The sequence below is a fragment of the Sphingobium yanoikuyae genome (assembly GCF_013001025.1).
GTDB classification, from domain to species: domain Bacteria; phylum Pseudomonadota; class Alphaproteobacteria; order Sphingomonadales; family Sphingomonadaceae; genus Sphingobium; species Sphingobium yanoikuyae_A.
Window position 1 is genome coordinate 3444727 of record NZ_CP053021.1, and the last position, 19249, is coordinate 3463975.

Below are 19249 nucleotides of genomic sequence, written 5' to 3' on the forward strand. Positions count from 1 at the left end.
GCAAAATGATCGCCTGCCTTTCTCGACATGGCCAATATTTACATATGAAATTACAGAAAACGGGCTTGGATTGGCGGCGCAATTTACAAGTTATACGTCAATCGCGCGCTCTTTTCTGCAATTCCGGCATCGGCTTGCCCGGCTCGCCCGAACATGGCATCTGCGCCGGCCGAACCCATATTTTTGCCGGACGAGCCCCTGTCTATGGTCGTGCGCAACGCTGCGCCCGGCCCTTGGAGGCGCTTCTCCGGCATCGTCGAGGACAATGCGCCAGCCTGCCCGTCATCCGTCCCTGTCCGACCATCAGCGCACCGGCGATGACTCCATCGCCGCGACCGCACCCGATCGCGCGTCCCGCCTGGCGGCGCATGGTGTCGCCTGATGCTGTTCGGCCAGCTCCATTCCGATATCTTCGCGCTGTTCGCCGGGTCGAACCGCTTTCTCTACGAGCGCGTGCTGATCGGCCTCTATGAGGGCTTCTACCGTTCCGACCTGCATTTCCCGACCCAGGGTGAGGTCGTCCAGCTGATCTATACGCTGCTGGGCGACAATGCGGAGCTGTGGCGCGAGGATGAAAGCCCGGTGGTGCTGGACAAGCTGGCCGCGCGGCCGGGCCGCCGCGTGCGCCGGCGCAAGCTGGAAGCCGCCGACGCGCAGGCGACCAGCGCGGCGATGATGCGCGCCCGGCATATCTACAACCGGCTTCAGGCTACCGGCTGGATCGAGGAAAGCCGCTATGGCCTGAAGGTCACGGTCGACATGCCCGCCGGCGCCATGCGCCTGGCCGAATTTCTCTGCAGCCTGCGCGAAGGCCTGTCCGACCAGCTTGGCGGCCTTGTCATCCAGGTGAAGAACGAGCTGGAAGCGCTGCAGCGCAATGCACGGGAAAATGCGCCCGGCCTGCACAAGGCGGCGCGCGATGCCGCCAGCTTCGGCCGCTATCTGCGCAGCGTGCTGAGCGCGCTGCGCGACATCGACAAGCGGGTGGTGGAAAGCGACAGCGTCGGCCGCCGGCTGCGCCATTATTTCGAGGATTTCGTCGAGAAGCTGTTGCTGCAGGATTATGCGGCCATCTCGACCACCTCCCACCCCTATCGCTTCCGCCATCGCATCTTCACCGCGCTCGACGCGATCGAGGATTCGATCGCCGACGTCGCCGCCATCGCCGAAGCCTATCATGAGGCCCGGCTGGCGCCCGATCCGTCCGCCGCCCGCGATCTGGTCTATGACGACCTGCACAAGGTGCGGCGCGTGTTCGACCAGATAGAGGAGGCTTTCGAGCGCATCCAGCAGCATCGCAGCCGGCTGGAGACGCGGCTGCGCAACACCGTTCGCTATGCCGGACGCCGCGGCAACAGCTTACTCCAGCGCAGCGAGCCGATGCTGCTGCAACTCGACAGGCTGCTCGCGCGCACGGATGGGCAGGATATGGCGCCGTCCATGTCCGGCCTGCTGGAGCCGCGCCGGTCCTACTGGTCCCCCGCCCTGCTCGCCCGGCCGCGCACCTATCGTTCGACGGTTTCGGGCGGCCTGCTGGTCCTGCCGCCGCCCGATCCCCTGCGCGAATGGCGCAAGCGGCTGGACCGGGACTATCTGGCCCGCCTTGCCGTCACGCCCGAACAGGTCAGCCGCTTCCTCGAACGGCGCGTGGCGCCCTTCGGATCGGGCGAGGCCAGCAGCTTCGCGATCGAGACGGTCGATGATTTCCTCACGCTCGAAGCCCTGCGCCTGTCCGTGCTGGCCGCCGATGCCGACGGCCGGGGCAATGCCATCGCCAACCATCTGGCGCCCCATTTCCGCTTCTCGGTCGATACCGGATCGACCATCGACAATGACTGGCTGCACTGCGCGGGCTTCACCGTCTCGCGCATCGGCGATGCCGTGACCCCAGAGATACAAGATGCTCAGTGAATTTCAGACCCTGGAGGCGCGCGATCCGCGCCGGATGCACCGCGTGACCCAGGCGATCAGCCAACTGCTGCGCCATCAGTTCCTGCATGTGCAGGATCGCGGCTCATCGGCGCTGCTCGAAGTCCTGCTCCGCCCCGATGTCGAGCGACTGGTGGCGGATTATTTCGAAGTCGCCGGCTACCGGCTGGTGGTGCGCGAAAGCGAGGGCTGGGCCGGCATCCTGCCCGACACCGAACAGATCGGCCATCCGCGCATGCGGATCGACGAGACGCTGGTGCTGCTGCTGTTCCGCCGATTGTGGGAAGAAGGCATCCAGGAAGGCGATGTCGAACGCTATGGCAGCGTGATGGTGACGCTCAACGCCGCCTATGACGCCTATCAGGACATGGTCGCCCGTGCCCGCCGCGCGACGCTGGGCATCAACGAGTTCAAGGCACTGGTCACCGCGCTCGACCGCCGGGCGATCATCCATATGGGCGACATCGACGAAGAGCTGGAGGACATGCCGATCACCATCCGCGCGCTGATCGCCACCGTCGCGGGCGAGGAGTTCATGGCCCATCTCGAACAGTTACTGGCCGGCGGCGACTATCATGAAAGCGAGACGGAGGAGCCCGTCATCGACCTGGATGACGCCGACGAGGAGGAGGTCGCATGATGCAGCTTGCCCATATCGCACTGGTGCAATGGCATCTGTTCGGTCGCGAGGACCTGGCCGTCGGCGGCGACACCGCCGTGCTGGGCCAGAACCGATCCGGCAAATCGACGCTGATCGACCTCATCCAGGCGGTGATGACCGGCGGTTCGCGGCGCTGGTATCAGTTCAATCGTTCCGCCGGCGAAACCGGCAGCCGCAAGTCGGAACGCACGCTGCGCGGCTATTGCCTCGGCCAGCTCAACGAACATGAATTTCTGCGCCAGGAATCCGTCACCCACATCGTGCTGACGTTCGACGACCCCGACGGCATGCGCCCACCGGTGAGCGTGGGCCTGTGCGTCGAGGCGTCCGCGATCGAGGATGCACAGGTGGTCGGCCGCTATATCGCGCCCGGCGTGCGAGTGGATACCGACCTGCTGATCGAGCATCTGGATGGCGGGCAGCAGCGCTCGGCGCCCTGGAGCCTGGTGCGCGAACGGCTGGAGCAGGCCTGCGCAGCGGCCGGCACCCAGCTCATTCGCCCCGACGGCCCGCGCAACCATATCCGCGAATATATGCGCCAGCTGTTCACTGGCCGGCGCCACAGCGATCCGGATCGCTTCATCCGCGCCTTCGTCATGGCCCTGTCGTTCGAGGATATGCGCTCGGTCGAGGGCTTCGTGCATAATTTCCTGCTCGCCCGGAACGACATCGACATCGGCGAACTGCGCGAGGGCATCCAGCGCTATCGCGACATCCAGAAGGATGTGCATGAGCTGGAACGGCGGCTCGACGCGCTGCGGGCGCTGGCCGAACTCGTGTCGCGCTTCGTCACCTTGCTGGAACGGGAGGATGTCGCCCGTGGCACCGCCCGCCTCGCCGCCATGATCGAGGCGGGTGCCGCGCTGATCGCCAATCTACGCGAACGGCGCGACACGCTGGCGGAACTGGACGACATCCAGCAGGATATCGGCCGCTGCGATGCGGAGATTGCGGCACTGGGCGATCGGCAGGACAGCCTGCTCGCCCAGTCCGTCGCGGAAGGCGCCGCCGGCAAGCGGGCCGTGGTCGCCAGCGAACTCAAGGCCGTGGACCTGGCCCGCACCGGCGTGGTGCAACGGCTCGAAGCCCGCTTCCGCGCGGCCGCGCTCGGCGCCAGCCTGCTCGACCATCGCGAGCGGCTCGCGCCCCTGAAGCTCGGCGCCCTGTTCCAGGCGCTGGAGGCCCTGCGGCAGCAGAGCGACGGGCTGGAGCCGCCGACATGGCCGCGCGATCCGTTGGCGATGGAGGAACTGATCGCCACCGCCCGCCGCAGCGCCATCGATAGCGTCGCCAAGATCCAGGAACGGCGCGACCAGGCGATCGCCCAGCGGCGCGGCCTGCAGGACGAGCTGGCCGATCTGGTCGCGCGCCGCGACAAGGCGCGCGCCGGCCAGGTGAGCCTGGACGATCGCACCATCCGCCTGATGGCCGCGCTGGAGCGAGAGAATATGCGTCCGCGCACGCTCTGCCAGGTGGCCGAAATCGTCGATCCACAATGGCGCGAAGCGGCCGAGGCCCTGCTTGGGCGCGACCGAGAGGCGATTCTGGTCGATCCCGAACATGCGTCCCGCGCGGTCGAGATCGTGCGCGCCAACCGCGACGGCTTCCGCGGATGCCGGGTCATCAACAGCCGTCGCCTCGCCGAACAGCCGCCCGGCTTCGACACTGATTCCCTCGCCACCGTCTTTGCCAGCGACGATCCGCTGGCGATCGCCTTCCTGCGCTTCCGCACCGGCCAGGTGCGGCTCGCCGGTACCCAGGCGGAATTGCTGACGGGCGGCCGCGCAATCATGCGCGATGGCGCCTATAATAGCGGCATCGTGGTCGAGGTGCTGCGCACCCGTGATCTCAAGATCGGCCGGGCCGCAGCCCCGCTGATGGAGGCCGAACTGCTTGCCCGGATCGAGGATCGGCAGGCGCTGATCACCGTCCATGCCGAAACCGAGCGGTTCCACGATGATATTCATCGCAAGCTGCTGCCGCTGATGGCCGATGTCGATCCGGCCGACCGGCTCGACCTGCTGGTCGCCGCGATCGACGAGCATGAGGAAAGCCGCACCGAATTGCAGCACCGGATCGACAAGATCGCGATGACGGTCGATCCGGCGATCCAGCACAATCTGGACAAGGTGAAGCTGCAACTGCGCAGCGCTACCGAGGAAAAGGAAGAACTGATCGGCCGGCGCGGCCAGCTTGGCCAGGCCAGGATCGAAATCCAGCGGCGGCTGGATGCGGGCGATGCCCAGCCCGGCTCCTGGCTCTGCCTGCGCTCGCGGCGCGCCCTGTTCAAGGATCGAGTGCGCTCATCGGCCAGCCTCTCGATCCTGCGCGAGGCCTATCGCCAGCAGCGCGGACGCCCCCTGCCCCGACTGGTGCAGGAGATGATGAAGCGCGCGGACGAGGCCCGCGACGCCTATCAGGCGTTGCAGGGCGAAATTCGCGAGACGCTGGGCCATTACCGCGCCGATTTCGACAATAGCGCCCCCATTGCCCTGCCCGGCGCGATCGCGGCCGAGGTGAAGCCCTGGCTCGCCGCCAATATCGCGGCGCTGGAGGAAAATGAGCTGATCCAGTATCGGCGCCAGGCCGACGAAGCCGCCGAGCAGATCGGCCAGCTGTTCCGCACCGCCTTCATCCATGAGCTGAACGCCCGCTTCAACGATCTGCGTTCGGAGCTGGACAACCTCACCCGCGCGCTGCGGATGCGGCCGCTCCATGGCGAGATCTACACGCTCCATGCCCGTCCCAAGGAGGAGTTTGCCGCGCTCCACCGGCTGGCGCGTGAGAGCGAGCATGACGAACTGACCTTCGACGCCCTCTTTGGCCGGGCCGCCCCGCGCGACGCCGAACATGCCCAGGCACTGGCGGAGGTCGAACGCCTGCTGAGCGACGAGTCCCTCGATTTCTCAGCCTATCAGGATTACCGCAACTATTTCACCTTCGACCTGCGCATGGAGGATGTGAACAAGGGGCGCACCACCAGCTATGACAAGCGCAAGGGCACGGCGAGCGGCGCAGAGCGGCAGGTGCCCTATTATGTGGTGATCGGCGCGGCGCTGGCCAGCATCTATCATGGCGCGCGCCGGCAATATGAGCGGGCGGAGCTGGGCCTGGGCCTTGCCGTGTTCGACGAGGCGTTCAGCAAGATGGACGGCCCCAACCAGCGCACCCTGCTCGAATTTTACGACGATATCGGGCTGCAGGTGGTGATCGCTGCGCCATCGGAAAAGCGCGCGGTCGTCTATGAAAATCTCGACAGCGTGATCGACGTGTTCCGCCATGGCGACAATGCCAGCGCCGAAGCCGTCCGCATCAAGCCCCACGCCCGCACCCAGATGCGCGCCGCCAACCCGCAGCATCTCGACGATGCCGCGCTGGCCGAACGGCTCGACCTCTTCGCGCTGGACAGCGCGGAATAGGAAAGGCCGGCTTCAGGGGCACCGTCCCGCGCCCCTGAAGCCGCCATTAGATCAGGGGCGCGAAGCTGCCACGCGGATCACGCCCACGCCCTTGACCGTCTCGATCTTCGTGCCGAAGGGCGCGGACAGGCGCTGCAGCCGTTCCAGGATGCGCGCGCCCACGGTGGCATCGGCCAGGTGCGGCACGCCCTTGCCCGCGCCCGTCGCGTTGACGCCCAGGTCGACGGGATAGAGGCGGATTTCACTCAGCTGGCCATCCTTGTAATGGCTCACCGCGATCACCGTTTCATAGAGGTTGGGATCGCCAAATTCCTTCGCGCCGCGCGCCTGCAGCAGTTCGGGCGCGGTCACGCTGCCCGGCGTGATGCCGAACTGGTCGTACATGTCGGCCGGCAGGTCATCCAGGCTGTTGTTCATCATCGCGAAGTTGCCGAGCGAATAGAAGATCGGCTTGCCCTTGTAGATCTCGATCCCGCGCAGCTGGTGCGGGCCATGGCCGACATAGGCGTCCGCGCCGGCATCGATCGCCTGATGGGCCAGACCCTGGGCGAAATTGGCGGGCGTCTGGCTGGCATTGCCAGGCTCGTGATTGTGCAGCGAGAAGACGGCGAAATTGCCATTCTGCTTAGCCTGGCGCACGGCCAGCATGTTGGCGGCGATATCCCTGGCATTGAGATCATATTCGATCGTCATCGGCGCGGTCGGGGTTGTCGTCGCCCGATATTCGCGGCCCTTCATCTTGACCGGCGCCCCCGCCTTGGTGCCCGCCAGCCGGGCGATCGTCGCCAGGTCGGTATCGGACACCAGGCCGACCTCGACGCTGCGGATGGTGTTGGCGCCGCCACGGCCGGGCACCTGGCCCAGTGGATCGGAGGCCGGCGACATCGGCGTGAAGCTGGTGGTGGCCGACACCAGCCCGACGCGGCCATGCGGCCCGTCATAATAGGCCGGCGCGCGGGCCGCGGTCATCGAACGGCCGGTGCCGGCATGGACGATATGCGCGCCGTCGAGCAGCGCCAGCGTATCATACAGCCCCTCCACGCCCCAGTCGGTGGCGTGGTTGTTGGCATGGCCAACAATGTCGATGCCCATCTTCGCCACATCGGCCGGGACGGCGGGATCGGCCAGCATCCAGGTGCCGCCCGACTCCGCCTGCGGCGAGCCCTTGAAGGTCTTGAGGTCGAGCGCGGTCGTCTCGAAATTGCCGAAGGTCACGTCCGCGCCGCGCAGGATGCGCAGCATGTCGGGCGACTGCTGCTCGATCGTCGCCAGCATTGGACGCAGATAGATGAGGTCGCCCACCGCCGCGAAGCTGAAATCGCCGGCGATCGGGCTGGTCGGCACGCGGCTAGTCGACAGCTGGCCGCCGCTTTCCTCTTCCTCGGCATGGGCCGCGATCGGCGCGGTCAGCATCAGCGCGGCGCCGGCCAGCGACAGGCTGCGCACCGCGCGGCGGCGAAGAATCTTGGACAGCATCAACGGACTTCCCCTTTGTAACTTTGTGTCGGGGATAGCCGGTCGGGCTGACATGAACCTGTCGCCGGGACAGGCTTTTCTGTTCGGCGAGCCTATTCGGCGCGAAACGCGATGGTGACGCACAACCCTCGGCCGGTCCGTCCGTCGGCCAGGCTGATCTGCGCGCCCATCCGGTCGGCGAGCGCGCGGGCGATCGGCAGGCCAAGGCCAGTGCCCGGCGTCGCGCTGTTGCCCGGCATGCGGTAGAAACGGTCCCACACCTTTTCGCGCTGCGCCTCGGGAATGCCCGGACCATCATCGTCGATATCGACCATCGCCTGCCCCTCGCGGCGATAGAGATGGACGGTCACTGTACCGCCCGGCCGGTTGTAGCGGATCGCATTGTCGAGCAGATTGCCGATCAGCTCCGCCGCCAGCCCCGGCTGGCCGACTGCCATGGCCGGACCGACCATCGCCTTGTCATAGCCGATCTCGATATCGGCCGGCGCCTGGGCAGCGCGATCGGCAATCACGTCCGCGGCAACCTCGGACAGATCGAACGGCCCCATGCGCATGTCGCCATCCTCCTCGCTGCGGGCGAGCGCGATCAGCTGGCGCAGCAATTGCTCCAGGCTGTCGATGGCGTGGGGAATGTCCTGCAACGCTGCCTTGCCCTGTGGCGAGGCCGCGCCATAGCGATCGAGCACGTCGAGATGGACCCGCGCCACGGCGAGTGGCGTGCGCATCTGGTGCGAGGCGTTGGAGGTGAACTGCCGCAGCGAATTGGTCGCCCGCTCCAGCCGCGCCATCAGCCCGTTGAAGGCCGCGACGAACGGCTTGATCTCGACCGGCGTGGCGTCCGCCATTTCCATGCGGAAAGCCGGCGACGCCTCGCGCCGGGCGGCCTCCACCTGCCCCGTCAGGTCCGACAGCGGCCGCAGCCCCCAGCGGATCGCCCACCAGAAGAGCAGCCCGGTGACCAGCAGCACCGCGACGCCGACCAGCAGTACCTGGCGCAGGAACAGTCGTTCATAGGCGGACCGATCATCCAGATAGTCGGCAATCTGGATCGCGATCAGCCTGTCATCGCCATAGGCGCGGCGCATCTCGGTCGCGATCCGCACCGGCTTGCCGTGCAGCGTGCCGCTGCGCAGATAGGCCGCCTGGGTGACATAATGGGCGTCCGCCGGATCGAGATAGCCGCGCACCAGCGGCGTCTTGCGATAGGCATTCTTGAAGGTCGCGGGCGGATGGCGATCGGTCACGCCGTCCCAGTCCGCGCGATAGTCGGCAGGCGGCTTCAGGCTGGGATCGCCGGCGACCAGCCTGTCGCCACGATAGACGCTGTAATGGACCACCGGCCGGGCGCGACGCTGGAGCAGGTGGATGACCAGCGGCACCAGCCGCTTCTGGTCGGCCGGCGGGCTGTTATAGGCCAGGCTGAGCGTGCGGACCGACCCAACCAGCACGCGGTCGACCGTGTCCGCCTCGGTATTGTGATTGACCAATGCGGTGATGACGGAAAAGACCAGCACCAGCGCCGTCAGCGGCATCATCACCGCGCCGGTCAGGCGCAGCCGCAGCGAGGAAGACAATCTGCGCATATGTGTGGCTGTCGATCAGTCCGGCGCTCAGGCCGCTTCGATCATATAGCCCAGACCGCGGATCGTGCGGATCGACGGGCCTGACGGCTGCAACTTGCGGCGCAGGCGGCCGACATAGACCTCCAGAGCATTGGGCGTGACGGCATCGTCGAAGTTGAACACTTCGGCCGACAGCCTTTCCTTGGCCACCACCTTGCCCGGCCGGCCCATCAGCGTTTCCAGCACCGCCAGTTCGCGTCGGCGCAGGTCGATCATGCTGCCTTCCAGATAGACGGTGCGGCTGGACCGGTCGAAGGTCAGCGTGCCGATGCGCAGCACCGGATCGAGCGTGCCCTGGCTGCGCCGCACCAGCGCGCGAACCCGCGATTCCAGTTCGCGCGGGTCGAACGGCTTGGCCATATAATCGTCGGCCCCGCGATCCAGACCATTGATCCGGTCGTCGATCATGTCGCGTGCGGTCAGGATGATGATCGGCGTCCGCGCGCCGCGCGCGCGCAGCCGGCTGAGCACTTCCAGGCCGTCCAGATCGGGCAGGCCCAGGTCCAGGATGATTGCGCTATAGGGTTCCTGATCGGCCAGCCGCAGCGCATCCTCGCCGCTGGTCAATATGTCGACGGCAAAGCCCGCGCCTTCCAGCGAGGCCATGATCCCCCGCGCCAGACGCTCATCATCTTCCACCAGCAACAAACGCATTACAGCACTCCTACCGATCCCGGCAGGCACCCTCGATCGACATTAAATTGCGATACGCATCCGCAGCAGGAATGCAAATACCAAATAAAAAGCCCTTATCTTGCCGTTGATTGCAAGATCGGCCGCCTCACCCCTCTCTGTGTCAGGTTCGTGACAGCGACTCCGGTTAGGACTCGCCAGGAAAGACGGACGACGACGGATTTTCCGCCGTACGCGCCGCCGGAAAAAACAGATCGCAGCGCGGCAAGAGCGCTTCGGGCGCACAAGGGAAAAATAGATATGACGACCGTTCGGTCCTCGCTCGCGGGGGCGCTCATCTGCATGGCTGCGGCACTGCCCGCTGCCGCCATGGCGCAATCGGCCAGCCCGGCCCCGGCTGATGCCGCGTCGCTCGCCCGCCTCGACGCGCTGTTTGCGCGCTGGAACAGCAAGACCGCCCCCGGCTGCGCCGTCGCCGTCTCGCGCGATGGCCAGGCGATCGCCACCCGCGCCTATGGCATGGCCAGCCTGGAACTGGGCGTCGCCCTCACCCCGGACAGCATCTTCGAGGCCGGATCGGACTCCAAGCAGTTCACCGCCGCCGCGACCCTGATGCTTGCACACGATGGCAAGCTGTCTCTGGACGATGATATCCGCAAGGTCGTGCCGGAAATGCCCGATTACGGCACCCCGGTTACGATCCGCCACCTGCTGCACCACACCAGCGGCCTGCGCGACTGGGGTTCGGTCGCCGCGATCGAGGGCTGGCCGCGCAACAGCCGCACCGCCGACAATCAGGACATGCTGAACATCGTCGCGCGCCAGAAGGAACTGAACTTCGCGCCCGGCAGCCATTATCTCTACAGCAACAGCAACTATAACCTGCTCGCCATCATCGTCGCGCGGGTCAGCGGCCAGTCGCTCGCCGACTTCACCCAGGATCATATCTTCAAGCCGCTAGGCATGACCCACACACGCTGGCGCGACGACCATGGCGATGTCGTGCCGGGCCGCACCGGCGCCTATGAATTTGACGATGGCGTCTATCGCAACGACCAGGTGATCGAGGACGCCTATGGCAATGGCGGCCTGCTGACCACGGTCGGCGACCTGGTGAAGTGGCAGGCGGCGCTCGACGCCGACACGTTCGGCACCGGCTTCACCGCCGAAATGCAGACGCCGACCAAGCTCAATGACGGCACGCCGATCGCCTATGCGCTGGCGCTCGTGAATCTCGACCATCATGGCCAGCAGGAAGTCAGCCACAGCGGTTCGACCGGCGGATATCGCGCCTGGATGGCCCGCTATCCGCAGCAGAAGCTCGCCGTATCGCTGCTCTGCAATACCGGCAATGCCGACACGCCGATGCTGGGCCGCGATGTCGCCGACATCTTCCTGCCCGCCTACAAGGCCAAGACCTATACCCCCAAGGGGCCGCTGCCGTCGGGCACCTATGCCGACGGCATGACCGGCTTCCCGGTCCGCTTCGACAGCGACGACAAGGGCAATCTGCGCGCCGACGGCCGGGTGCTGACGCCGGTGGGTCCGGGCCGCTGGGCGCAGCGCGAGGATATCTTCGCCTTTAGCAAGACTGGTCTGACGCTGGAACATCGCGAGGGCGAGAAGATCGCCTATCGCAAGGTCGATGCCGTCACCGCCTTCGACGCCAAGCCCTATGTCGGCCGCTTCTGCGGCGTCGACACCTTCGCCTGCCTCAGCTTCAAGCAGCAGGGCGACACGCTGACCTATAGCGGCCCGCGCTGGTACAACACGCCGCTCAGCCCCGCCTATGCCGACGTCTTCACCGGCGAGGCCGCGCCGGGCGCCGGCCGCATCACCGTCAAGTTCGAACGCGACGCATCGGGCGCGGTCACCGCGCTGCGCTTTGGCGAAGGGCGTGCCTACGACGTCGCCTTCCGCCGCGTCGCCGACTGATTTTCAGCCATCACACAAGAGCCGCTCGGGTCGCGGCCACAACAAAGCAAGAGCAAAAGGGGACTATTGGAAATGCGTATTGAAGACACTGGATTTCGCCGCCTGCTGATGGCGGGCAGCGCCGGGGCCGCCCTGGTCCTGTCGCTCGCCACGGCGCAGGTCGCCATGGCACAGGACAGCACGCCCGCCGCCGACGATGACGCCGGTTCGATCGTCGTCACCGGTTCGCGCATCGACCGCAAGGGCTTCGACGCGCCGACCCCGACCACCGTCGTGGGCGAGAGCGAACTGCGCCAGGGCGCCCGCCCCAGCATCGCGCAGGTGCTGAACGACCTGCCGCAGTTCCGCGCGACCCAGTCGCCGGCCAGCACCGTAGCCAACACCAACTCCTCCTCCTCGGCGATGGACCTTCGTGGCCTCGGCGTCACCCGCACCCTGACCCTGCTCAACAACCGCCGCTTCACCGGCTCGTCGGACCTCAACACCGTGCCGCAGGGCCTGGTGAAGCGGGTCGAGATCGTCACCGGCGGCGCCAGCGCAGCCTGGGGCTCGGGCGCGATCGGCGGCGTCGTCAACATCATGCTGGACAATGATCTGGAAGGCCTGACCATCGGCGCGCAGAACGGCGTGTCGTCGCGTGGCGACGGCTATCGCTACAGCTTCGACGGCACCTTCGGCACCCATTTCGCCGACGGTCGCGGCCACTTCATGATCGGCGCCGAATATCAGAATGACGAGGGTATTCTCGACCGCAATTCGCGCAAGAATGTCGGCAGCGCCAACCTCTTCTCGCCGACCACGGGCGACCATGACTATATCCTGGTGCGCGACGTCAACAGCTCGACCACCAGCCTGGGCGGCCTGATCACCTCGGGCACGCTCAAGGGCCAGACCTTCAATTCGGACGGCACGCTGCGCGCCTTCCAGTACGGCAGCCAGATCAGCGGCTCGACCATGGTCGGCGGCGAAGGCGTGGCCACCAATGACGAATATGCGCTGACCAACCCCTATCAGCGCGTCAACAGCTATGCCCGCGCCAGCTTCGAGGTTGGCGACGCCACCTTCTGGGCGGACGGCAGCTACAGCCGCATCTGGGCCAAATATCCCTTCTACGCGGAAAACGGCACCTACACCCTGTCGGCCAGCAATCCCTATCTGTCGCAGTCGATCCGCGATCAGCTCGCCGCCGCCGGCGAGACCAGCATCAAGGTCGGCCGCTTCTTCGAGGATTATGGCTATCGCACCTTCGGCTATTATCGCCAGAATGTGGAAGGCGCGATCGGCGTCGATGGCAGCTTCGCGGACGGCAAATGGCGCTATTCGGCCTATTACAGCCATGGCGAAAACCGCAACATGCAGAGCTATGACAACCAGATCACCGGCGCGAACCTGACCGCCGCGCTGGATGCCGTGACCGACAGCAGCGGCAATATCGTCTGCCGCACGGCGCTCACCGATCCGACGACCGCCTGCCGCCCGCTCAACATCCTGGGCACCGGCGCCGCCAGCCAGGACGCGATCGACTATGTGTTCGGCAATGTCGCCCGCGTCGTCTACACCACCAAGCTCGACAGCGCCGGCGCCAGCCTGCGCGGCGACCCCTTCTCCACCTGGGCCGGCCCGGTTTCGGTCGCCTTCGGTGCGGAAGCCCGCTGGGAAGAGCAGGTCACCAACAGCCTCGATGCCACCTCGGCCGCCAAGGGCTTCAGCCGCTTCAACTTCTCGCCGCTCGACGGCGGGTTCAACGTCCAGGAAGCGTTCGGCGAAGTCGCCATCCCGCTACTCGACCAGCCGTTCAGCAAGCTCGATGTCAACGGCGCGGCCCGCTACAGCCGCTACAGCACCAGCGGCGGCATCTGGTCGTGGAAGCTGGGCGTGACCGATCGTATCTTCGACAATCTGCTGCTGCGCGTGTCGCGTTCGCGTGACATCCGCTCGGGCAGCCTGGCGGAACTCTACACCACCACCACGACCAGCTTCACCACGGTCGCGGAAAATGGCAGCACCTACTCGATCACCCGCTATGGCGGCGGCAATGCGAATCTGAAGCCCGAAATCGGCAGCACGCTGACCGCCGGCGCGGTGTTCACGCCGACCTTCCTGCCGGGCTTCAACCTGTCGGTCGACTATTACAACATCAAGCTCAAGGACGCGATCACCTCGCTGGGCGCGCAGGACGTCATCAGCGGTTGCGCCAACGGCAATACCGACCTGTGCAGCCAGATCGTGCGTGACACTGCCGGTGCCCCGACCACCATCTACACCACCTATATCAACCTGGCCGAATACAAAACCGCCGGCGTGGATATCGAGGCCAGCTACACCCTGCCGCTGAGCAAGGTGAGCGGCGGCCTGGGCGGCACGATGCGCTTCCGCGGCCTTGCCACCTATGTCGACAAGGTGCTGATCAACGACGGCATGACCAGCGTCGACCGTGCCGGTGACGTGGGCGACAATGTCAGCTTCGGCACGCCGCACTGGCGCGCCACCGGGTCGATCAACTACAGCAGCCAGGACGTCTCGGTCGACGCCCGCGTCCGCTATGTCGGCGGCGGCAAGTTCAACCATGCGCTGGACATCGCCAATAACGACATCGCCGCCCGCGTCTATGTCGACCTCGGTGCCCAGGTGAATGTCGACAAGTTCACCCTGTTCGCCAACGTCAACAACCTGTTCGACCGCGATCCGCCGCTGACCACCTATGGCGCGATCCACTATGACACGATCGGCCGTTACATGACGGTCGGTGCCAAGGTTCGCTTCTGATCCCTGGCTGATCGATGTGCGCGGGCAACCCCTTGCCCTCTGCCCGCGCACATTGAAAACCCGCCTTCGAACGACCGGCACGCACGCGGCAGGCTTTCATGCGCCGCCCCGCTGGGCTAGCACGCGCTATCCATCCGGTGCAGGATCATGAACGTTCGATGCTCACGGTTCGACAGATAGAAATTTTCCGCGCCGTCATGATTACCAAGACGGTCAGCGGCGCCGCGCGGATGCTCGGCACGTCCCAGCCCGGCCTCAGCCGGATGCTCGGCCATATGGAAGACCGGCTGCAGTTCCGCCTGTTCGACCGCACCCGCGGCCGACTGGTGCCGACCCAGGAAGCGGGCGTGCTGTTCGAGGAGATCGAACGCATCTACAAGGGCTTCGACGACCTCGCCCATGTCATCCGCCGCCTGGCCAAGGGGGAGGACAAGACCTTTCGCGTCGGCGCATCGCCCTCGCTCGGCCATTCGATCCTGCCCCAGATGCTGGCCCGCCTCAGCGCCAATTATCCCGGCCTCACCATCCAGTTCGACATTCTCTCGGTCGAGCAGGCGATCGATTATCTCGCGCTCCAGCGCGGCGAATATGCGCTGACCGTCTTTCCGATCGACCATCCCAACATCCTGTCAAGCCGGATCGGCGCCGGGCGCATGGTCTGCGCCGTGCCCAGCCATCATCCGCTGGCGGATCGCGGCCGGATCGGCGTGGCCGACCTTGCCGGCGCGCAACTGCAATCCTTCCGCCCCGACACGCCCCATGGCCGGATCATCGCCGACATGTTCGCCCGCGCCGGGCAGGAGCCGGACGTTTCCACCTATATACGCTTCGCCGAAACCGCGGTCGCCTTCGTCGCGAACGGCATGGGCGTGGCGCTGGTCGACAGCTTCACCGCGATGCAGCCCCATGCCGACACCGTCCGCTTCCTGGAATTTGAAGACCCCGGCGTGCTTCCGGTCTATATCAACCGCAATATGGAATCGCCGCGCGCCATCATCGGCGAAACCTTCGAGGAGATTGCCCGCAGTGCGATGCTCGCCCTGCCGCGCCCGCCAAAGCCATAACATAGCGATATAGCGAAGCGCATCTGGAGCGGTGGAAATTACCTATTGAATGGATGAGGCATAGCCATCCGCAGAATAGAAGCCGACAGGCCACCGGACAAGCAAGGCAAGGGCGCAGGGCGCCGCGAGAGGATGAAAGGCATTATTCGAAATGGCCAGCTATTCCGCCACCGGCAGCGTGTCCGTGCGGCCCTATGTGACCGTTGACGGCCAGGCTGCGCCTGTCGCGTCGGACAGCCTATGGACGGCGCGCCAGATACTGGTCGTCGCCATCTGCTTCATCCTCAACATGCTCGACGGCATGGACGTGCTGATCCTGTCCTATATCGCCCCCGCCCTGTCGACCGACTGGCAGGTGACGCCCGAACGGCTGGGCGTGGTGTTCAGCGCCGGGCTGGCCGGCATGGCCGCCGGCGGCCTGCTGATCGCGCCGATGGCCGACAGGTTCGGCCGCCGCAAGCTGATCCTCGCGTCGCTGGTGATGATGGCCGGCGCCATGTTCGGCTCGGCCATGGCCGCCAATATCGGCGAACTGATCGTCAGCCGCTTCATCGTCGGCATCGGCATCGGCACGGTGCTGGCCAGCATGGCGGCGCTGACCGCCGAATATGCCCCGCCCCGGCATCGCACCTTCGCGGTCGGCTTCCTCCAGGCCGGTTATCCGGTCGGCGCCACCATCACCGGCTTCGTCGTCGCCAACCTGCTGCCCATTTACGGCTGGCAGGCGATGCTGCTGGGCGCGGCAATCCTCTGCACCCTGTCCCTGCCCTTCGTCTGGCTGCTGCTGCCCGAAAGCATCGACTTTCTGCTGACCCGCCAGCCCAAGGGCGCGCTGGAAAAGGCCAACCGCCTGCTCCGCTCGATGGGCCAGCCGGCGGTCGATACGCTGCCCGCCAGGAAGGTGCATGAAGCCAACAAGGCCGGCGTGCGCGGCCTGCTGACCGACGGCCGCGCGACCGGCACCATCCTGCTGTGGATGGCCACCATCTCGGGCTTCATGACGCTCTATTTCGTCATCAGCTGGATTCCCAAGCTGGCGGTCGAGGCCGGCCTGCCGGCCAAGGACGCCATCTATGCCGGCGCCATCTACAATATCGGCGCCTTTGTCGGCGTGACCCTGATCGGCATCGCCGGCACCCATTTCGACCTGCGCCGCCTGATCCTGAGCTATATGTCGGCCGCCGCCGTCACGCTGGTCCTGTTCGGATCGGTCGCCATGCCGCTGGTCGCGACGCTCGCCACCGCCTTCCTGATCGGCGTCTTCGTCCAGGGCGGCTTCAACGGCTGCTACCCGCTCGCCGCCAGCCTCTATCCGCCCGAAGCACGCGGCACCGGCATCGGCTGGGCCATGGGCGTCGGCCGGATCGGCGCGGTGATCGGGCCGATGCTGGGCGGCTTCCTGCTCGCGGCGAAAGTCTCGCTGCCTGTCATCTTCGGTGTCTTCGCGGTGCCGGCCGTCATCGCGGGCATCTGCGCCGCGATGATCCGCCTGCCCAAGGCCGACTGACCGCCCCTCTTCCAAGGATAATGCCATGTTCCAGTCCCCCGCGCCCGTCGCGGATCGCCCCCGCGCGTCCATTCTCTGCGGCCTGATCGGCCAGGGGATCGCCGGATCGCGCAGCCCGCAGATGCACGAGACGGAGGCAAAGGCGCTCGGCCTCACCCTCGTCTACCGCATCCTCGATGCCGATCGGATGGGCTATGGCGCGGACGACCTGCCCCGCCTGCTGCCGATGCTGGGCGCGATGGGCTTTGACGGGATCAACGTCACCCATCCCTTCAAGCAGGCGGTCATCCCCTTGCTCGACGGCCTGTCCGACGCGGCTCGGGCATTGGGCGCGGTCAACACCATATTGTTCCGCAACGGCCAGGCCCATGGCGACAATACGGACTGGTCGGGCTATCGCGCCCATTTCCTCGCCGGCCTTGCCGATCGCCCGCGCGGCCGGATCGCGATGATCGGTGCGGGCGGCGCGGCGGCAGCGGTCGGCTATGCCCATCTCGACCTTGGCGCGACGCATCTTGCGATCGTCGATCCGGTACAGGAGCGCGCGGCGGCGCTGGCCGATCGGCTTGGCGCGCTCTTCCCGGCGGCGCGGGTGCAGGCCATGGCCCATGCGGCCGATGCCATCGCGGACGCCGATGGCGTGGTCCAGACCTCCCCGATCGGCATGCTCAGCCATCCCGGCCTGCCCTTCGATCCCGATCTGCTGACGCCCGATCAATGGGTGTCGGACATCATCTATTTCCCGCTGCACACCCCGTTGCTGGTTGCGGCGCAGGCGAAGGGCTGCGCCATATTGACCGGCGGCGGCATGGCGGTGATGCAGGCGGCCCATGCCTTCGCCCTGTTCACAGGCGTCGCGCCGGACAGCGAGCGCATGCTGGCGGACTTCGCCCACGCGACCGATGCGGCTGTCGCCCAATGATCGCCGACAGCCCGCCCGCCATCGTCCTGCCGGTTGCGGTCGCCGAAGTGGTGAAACCCGCCCCGCAATTGCAGGGGCCGCCCGCCGGACCGCAGACACCCCCACCCCCGCCGCCGGCCGCGCCCCAGGCCGGCTGGCGCACGCGGCTCAAGGACAGCGGCGTCAACCTCACCTTCTCTTATGTCTCCGAAAGCGCCGCCTCGATCAGCGGCGGGCGCGACCAGGGCGCGGCCTATACCCAGCAATTGCTGGCATCGGCGGTCGTCGATACCGGCAAGGCATTCGGCCTTGCCGGCGGGAAGATCATCGCGACGATCATCCATCGCAAGGGGCAGGATCTGACCGCCACCCGCATCGGCAATCTGTTCGAGGTGCAGGAACTGTTCGGCGGCGGGCAGGATCTGCGACCGGCGGAACTCAGCTATGAGCAGCAGTTGAACGGCGGCAGGACCGCGCTCAAGATCGGCCTCTATCATACGGGCGACGATTTCGCGACCTTGCCCTCGGGCTGCCAGTTCCAGAATTTCGCCTTCTGCCCGCGCCCGACCACGCTCTTCTACAATAGCGGCTTTTCCGGCTTCCCGATCCCGCGCTGGGGCATCCGCGCCCAACAGGACATCGGCCATGGGCTGAGCATCAGCGTCGCCGCCTTCGAAGTGAACAGCATCCGTGCCCAGACCGGTAATGGCTGGCAACTGGCGCCACGCTTCGACAGTGTCGTCCTGCCGGTCGAACTGGGCTGGAAGTCGGGCCAGGGCGGGGGGCAATTGCCCGGCCTGGTCCGGCTCGGCGGCCTGATCGACACGACCGACAAGCCCGATGTCTATGCCGACGCCAATGGCGATTCCTACGCCCTGTCCGCCCTCGCCCCGGCCACCCGGCGCGAACGGTGGAGCGCCTGGGCCATGGCGGCAAAGATGATCGTCCGCTTCGGCCCCGGCGAACGCGGCCTGTCGCTGTTCGGCACCATGACCCTGTCCGACCGGGCGACCGCGCGCGTGCCCCTGTTCCTGAGCGGCGGCTTCGTCGCGCGCGGCCTGTGGGACAATCGGCCCAGGGACAATTTCGGCCTCGGCCTCGTCTATGCCAGGGTCAATCCGCGCATCGCCGATCGGCAGCGCGACCAGCAGATGCTGGGACAGGATGTCGATCCGCAGCGCTGGGAAGCGAGCGGCGAAATCTTCTATGGCTGGCAGGCGACCCGCGCATTGCTGCTGCGCCCCAACCTCCAATATATCCACCGCGTCGGGGCGACGAGCCGCTATCCCGATGCGGTGGTGGCCGGCATGACAATCAAGCTGATCCTCTGATCCCG

12 protein-coding genes are annotated in these 19249 nt (G+C 66.4%); 9 read left to right on the forward strand and 3 right to left on the reverse strand.

What is annotated here, in order from left to right; translation table 11 throughout:
- Nucleotides 1-381 precede the first annotated feature (381 nt).
- Genes HH800_RS16765 through HH800_RS16775 form a run of 3 tightly spaced genes read left to right on the forward strand, consistent with a single transcriptional unit; the run spans nucleotide 382 to nucleotide 6009 of the window.
- Entirely contained in the window at nucleotides 382-1911 is a 1530-nt protein-coding gene (locus tag HH800_RS16765; RefSeq protein ID WP_169861755.1) for a Wadjet anti-phage system protein JetA family protein, read from the forward strand.
- Complete coding sequence (locus HH800_RS16770; protein ID WP_169861756.1) at nucleotides 1901-2569, forward strand: DUF4194 domain-containing protein; 669 nt, start codon at nucleotides 1901-1903, stop codon at nucleotides 2567-2569. Before HH800_RS16765 ends, HH800_RS16770 begins: the two co-directional genes overlap by 11 nt.
- Complete coding sequence (locus HH800_RS16775) at nucleotides 2566-6009, forward strand: SbcC/MukB-like Walker B domain-containing protein (RefSeq protein ID WP_169861757.1); 3444 nt, start codon at nucleotides 2566-2568, stop codon at nucleotides 6007-6009. Before HH800_RS16770 ends, HH800_RS16775 begins: the two co-directional genes overlap by 4 nt.
- Before the next feature lie 51 nt (nucleotides 6010-6060).
- Here the strand turns inward: HH800_RS16775 and HH800_RS16780 are convergent, their stop codons facing one another.
- From HH800_RS16780 to HH800_RS16790, 3 genes are all read right to left on the reverse strand, one after another.
- Nucleotides 6061-7485 (reverse strand): CapA family protein, encoded by a 1425-nt coding sequence (locus tag HH800_RS16780; protein WP_169861758.1) that lies wholly within the window; start codon nucleotides 7483-7485, stop codon nucleotides 6061-6063.
- Between the two features lie 92 nt (nucleotides 7486-7577).
- The gene (locus tag HH800_RS16785; protein ID WP_169861759.1) at nucleotides 7578-9068 is read right to left on the reverse strand and encodes an ATP-binding protein; all 1491 of its coding nucleotides are present in this window, start codon (nucleotides 9066-9068) and stop codon (nucleotides 7578-7580) included.
- Nucleotides 9069-9095: 27 nt separating this feature from the next.
- On the reverse strand, nucleotides 9096-9761 hold the full coding sequence (locus HH800_RS16790; protein WP_010338501.1) for a response regulator transcription factor: 666 nt from the start codon (nucleotides 9759-9761) through the stop codon (nucleotides 9096-9098).
- 279 nt (nucleotides 9762-10040) lie between these two features.
- Here HH800_RS16790 and HH800_RS16795 point away from each other — a divergent pair, with 279 nt between their 5' ends.
- The 6 genes from HH800_RS16795 (at nucleotide 10041) to HH800_RS16820 (ending at nucleotide 19244) form a co-directional block, all read left to right on the forward strand.
- On the forward strand, nucleotides 10041-11675 hold the full coding sequence (locus tag HH800_RS16795; RefSeq protein WP_169861760.1) for a serine hydrolase domain-containing protein: 1635 nt from the start codon (nucleotides 10041-10043) through the stop codon (nucleotides 11673-11675).
- 72 nt (nucleotides 11676-11747) lie between these two features.
- Nucleotides 11748-14441: a TonB-dependent receptor domain-containing protein gene (locus tag HH800_RS16800; protein ID WP_169861761.1), complete on the forward strand. Its 2694-nt coding sequence runs from the start codon at nucleotides 11748-11750 to the stop codon at nucleotides 14439-14441.
- A 158-nt stretch (nucleotides 14442-14599) separates the two neighbouring features.
- A complete protein-coding gene (locus HH800_RS16805) occupies nucleotides 14600-15505 on the forward strand; it encodes a LysR family transcriptional regulator (protein ID WP_004208323.1) in 906 nt (301 codons plus the stop codon).
- A 151-nt stretch (nucleotides 15506-15656) separates the two neighbouring features.
- A complete protein-coding gene (locus tag HH800_RS16810) occupies nucleotides 15657-17012 on the forward strand; it encodes an MFS transporter (RefSeq protein WP_169861762.1) in 1356 nt (451 codons plus the stop codon).
- A gap of 25 nt (nucleotides 17013-17037) precedes the next feature.
- Complete coding sequence (locus HH800_RS16815; protein ID WP_169861763.1) at nucleotides 17038-17934, forward strand: shikimate dehydrogenase; 897 nt, start codon at nucleotides 17038-17040, stop codon at nucleotides 17932-17934.
- Nucleotides 17931-19244, forward strand: a complete 1314-nt coding sequence (locus HH800_RS16820; protein ID WP_169861764.1) for a carbohydrate porin — start codon at nucleotides 17931-17933, stop codon at nucleotides 19242-19244. Before HH800_RS16815 ends, HH800_RS16820 begins: the two co-directional genes overlap by 4 nt.
- Nucleotides 19245-19249: the final 5 nt, after the last annotated feature.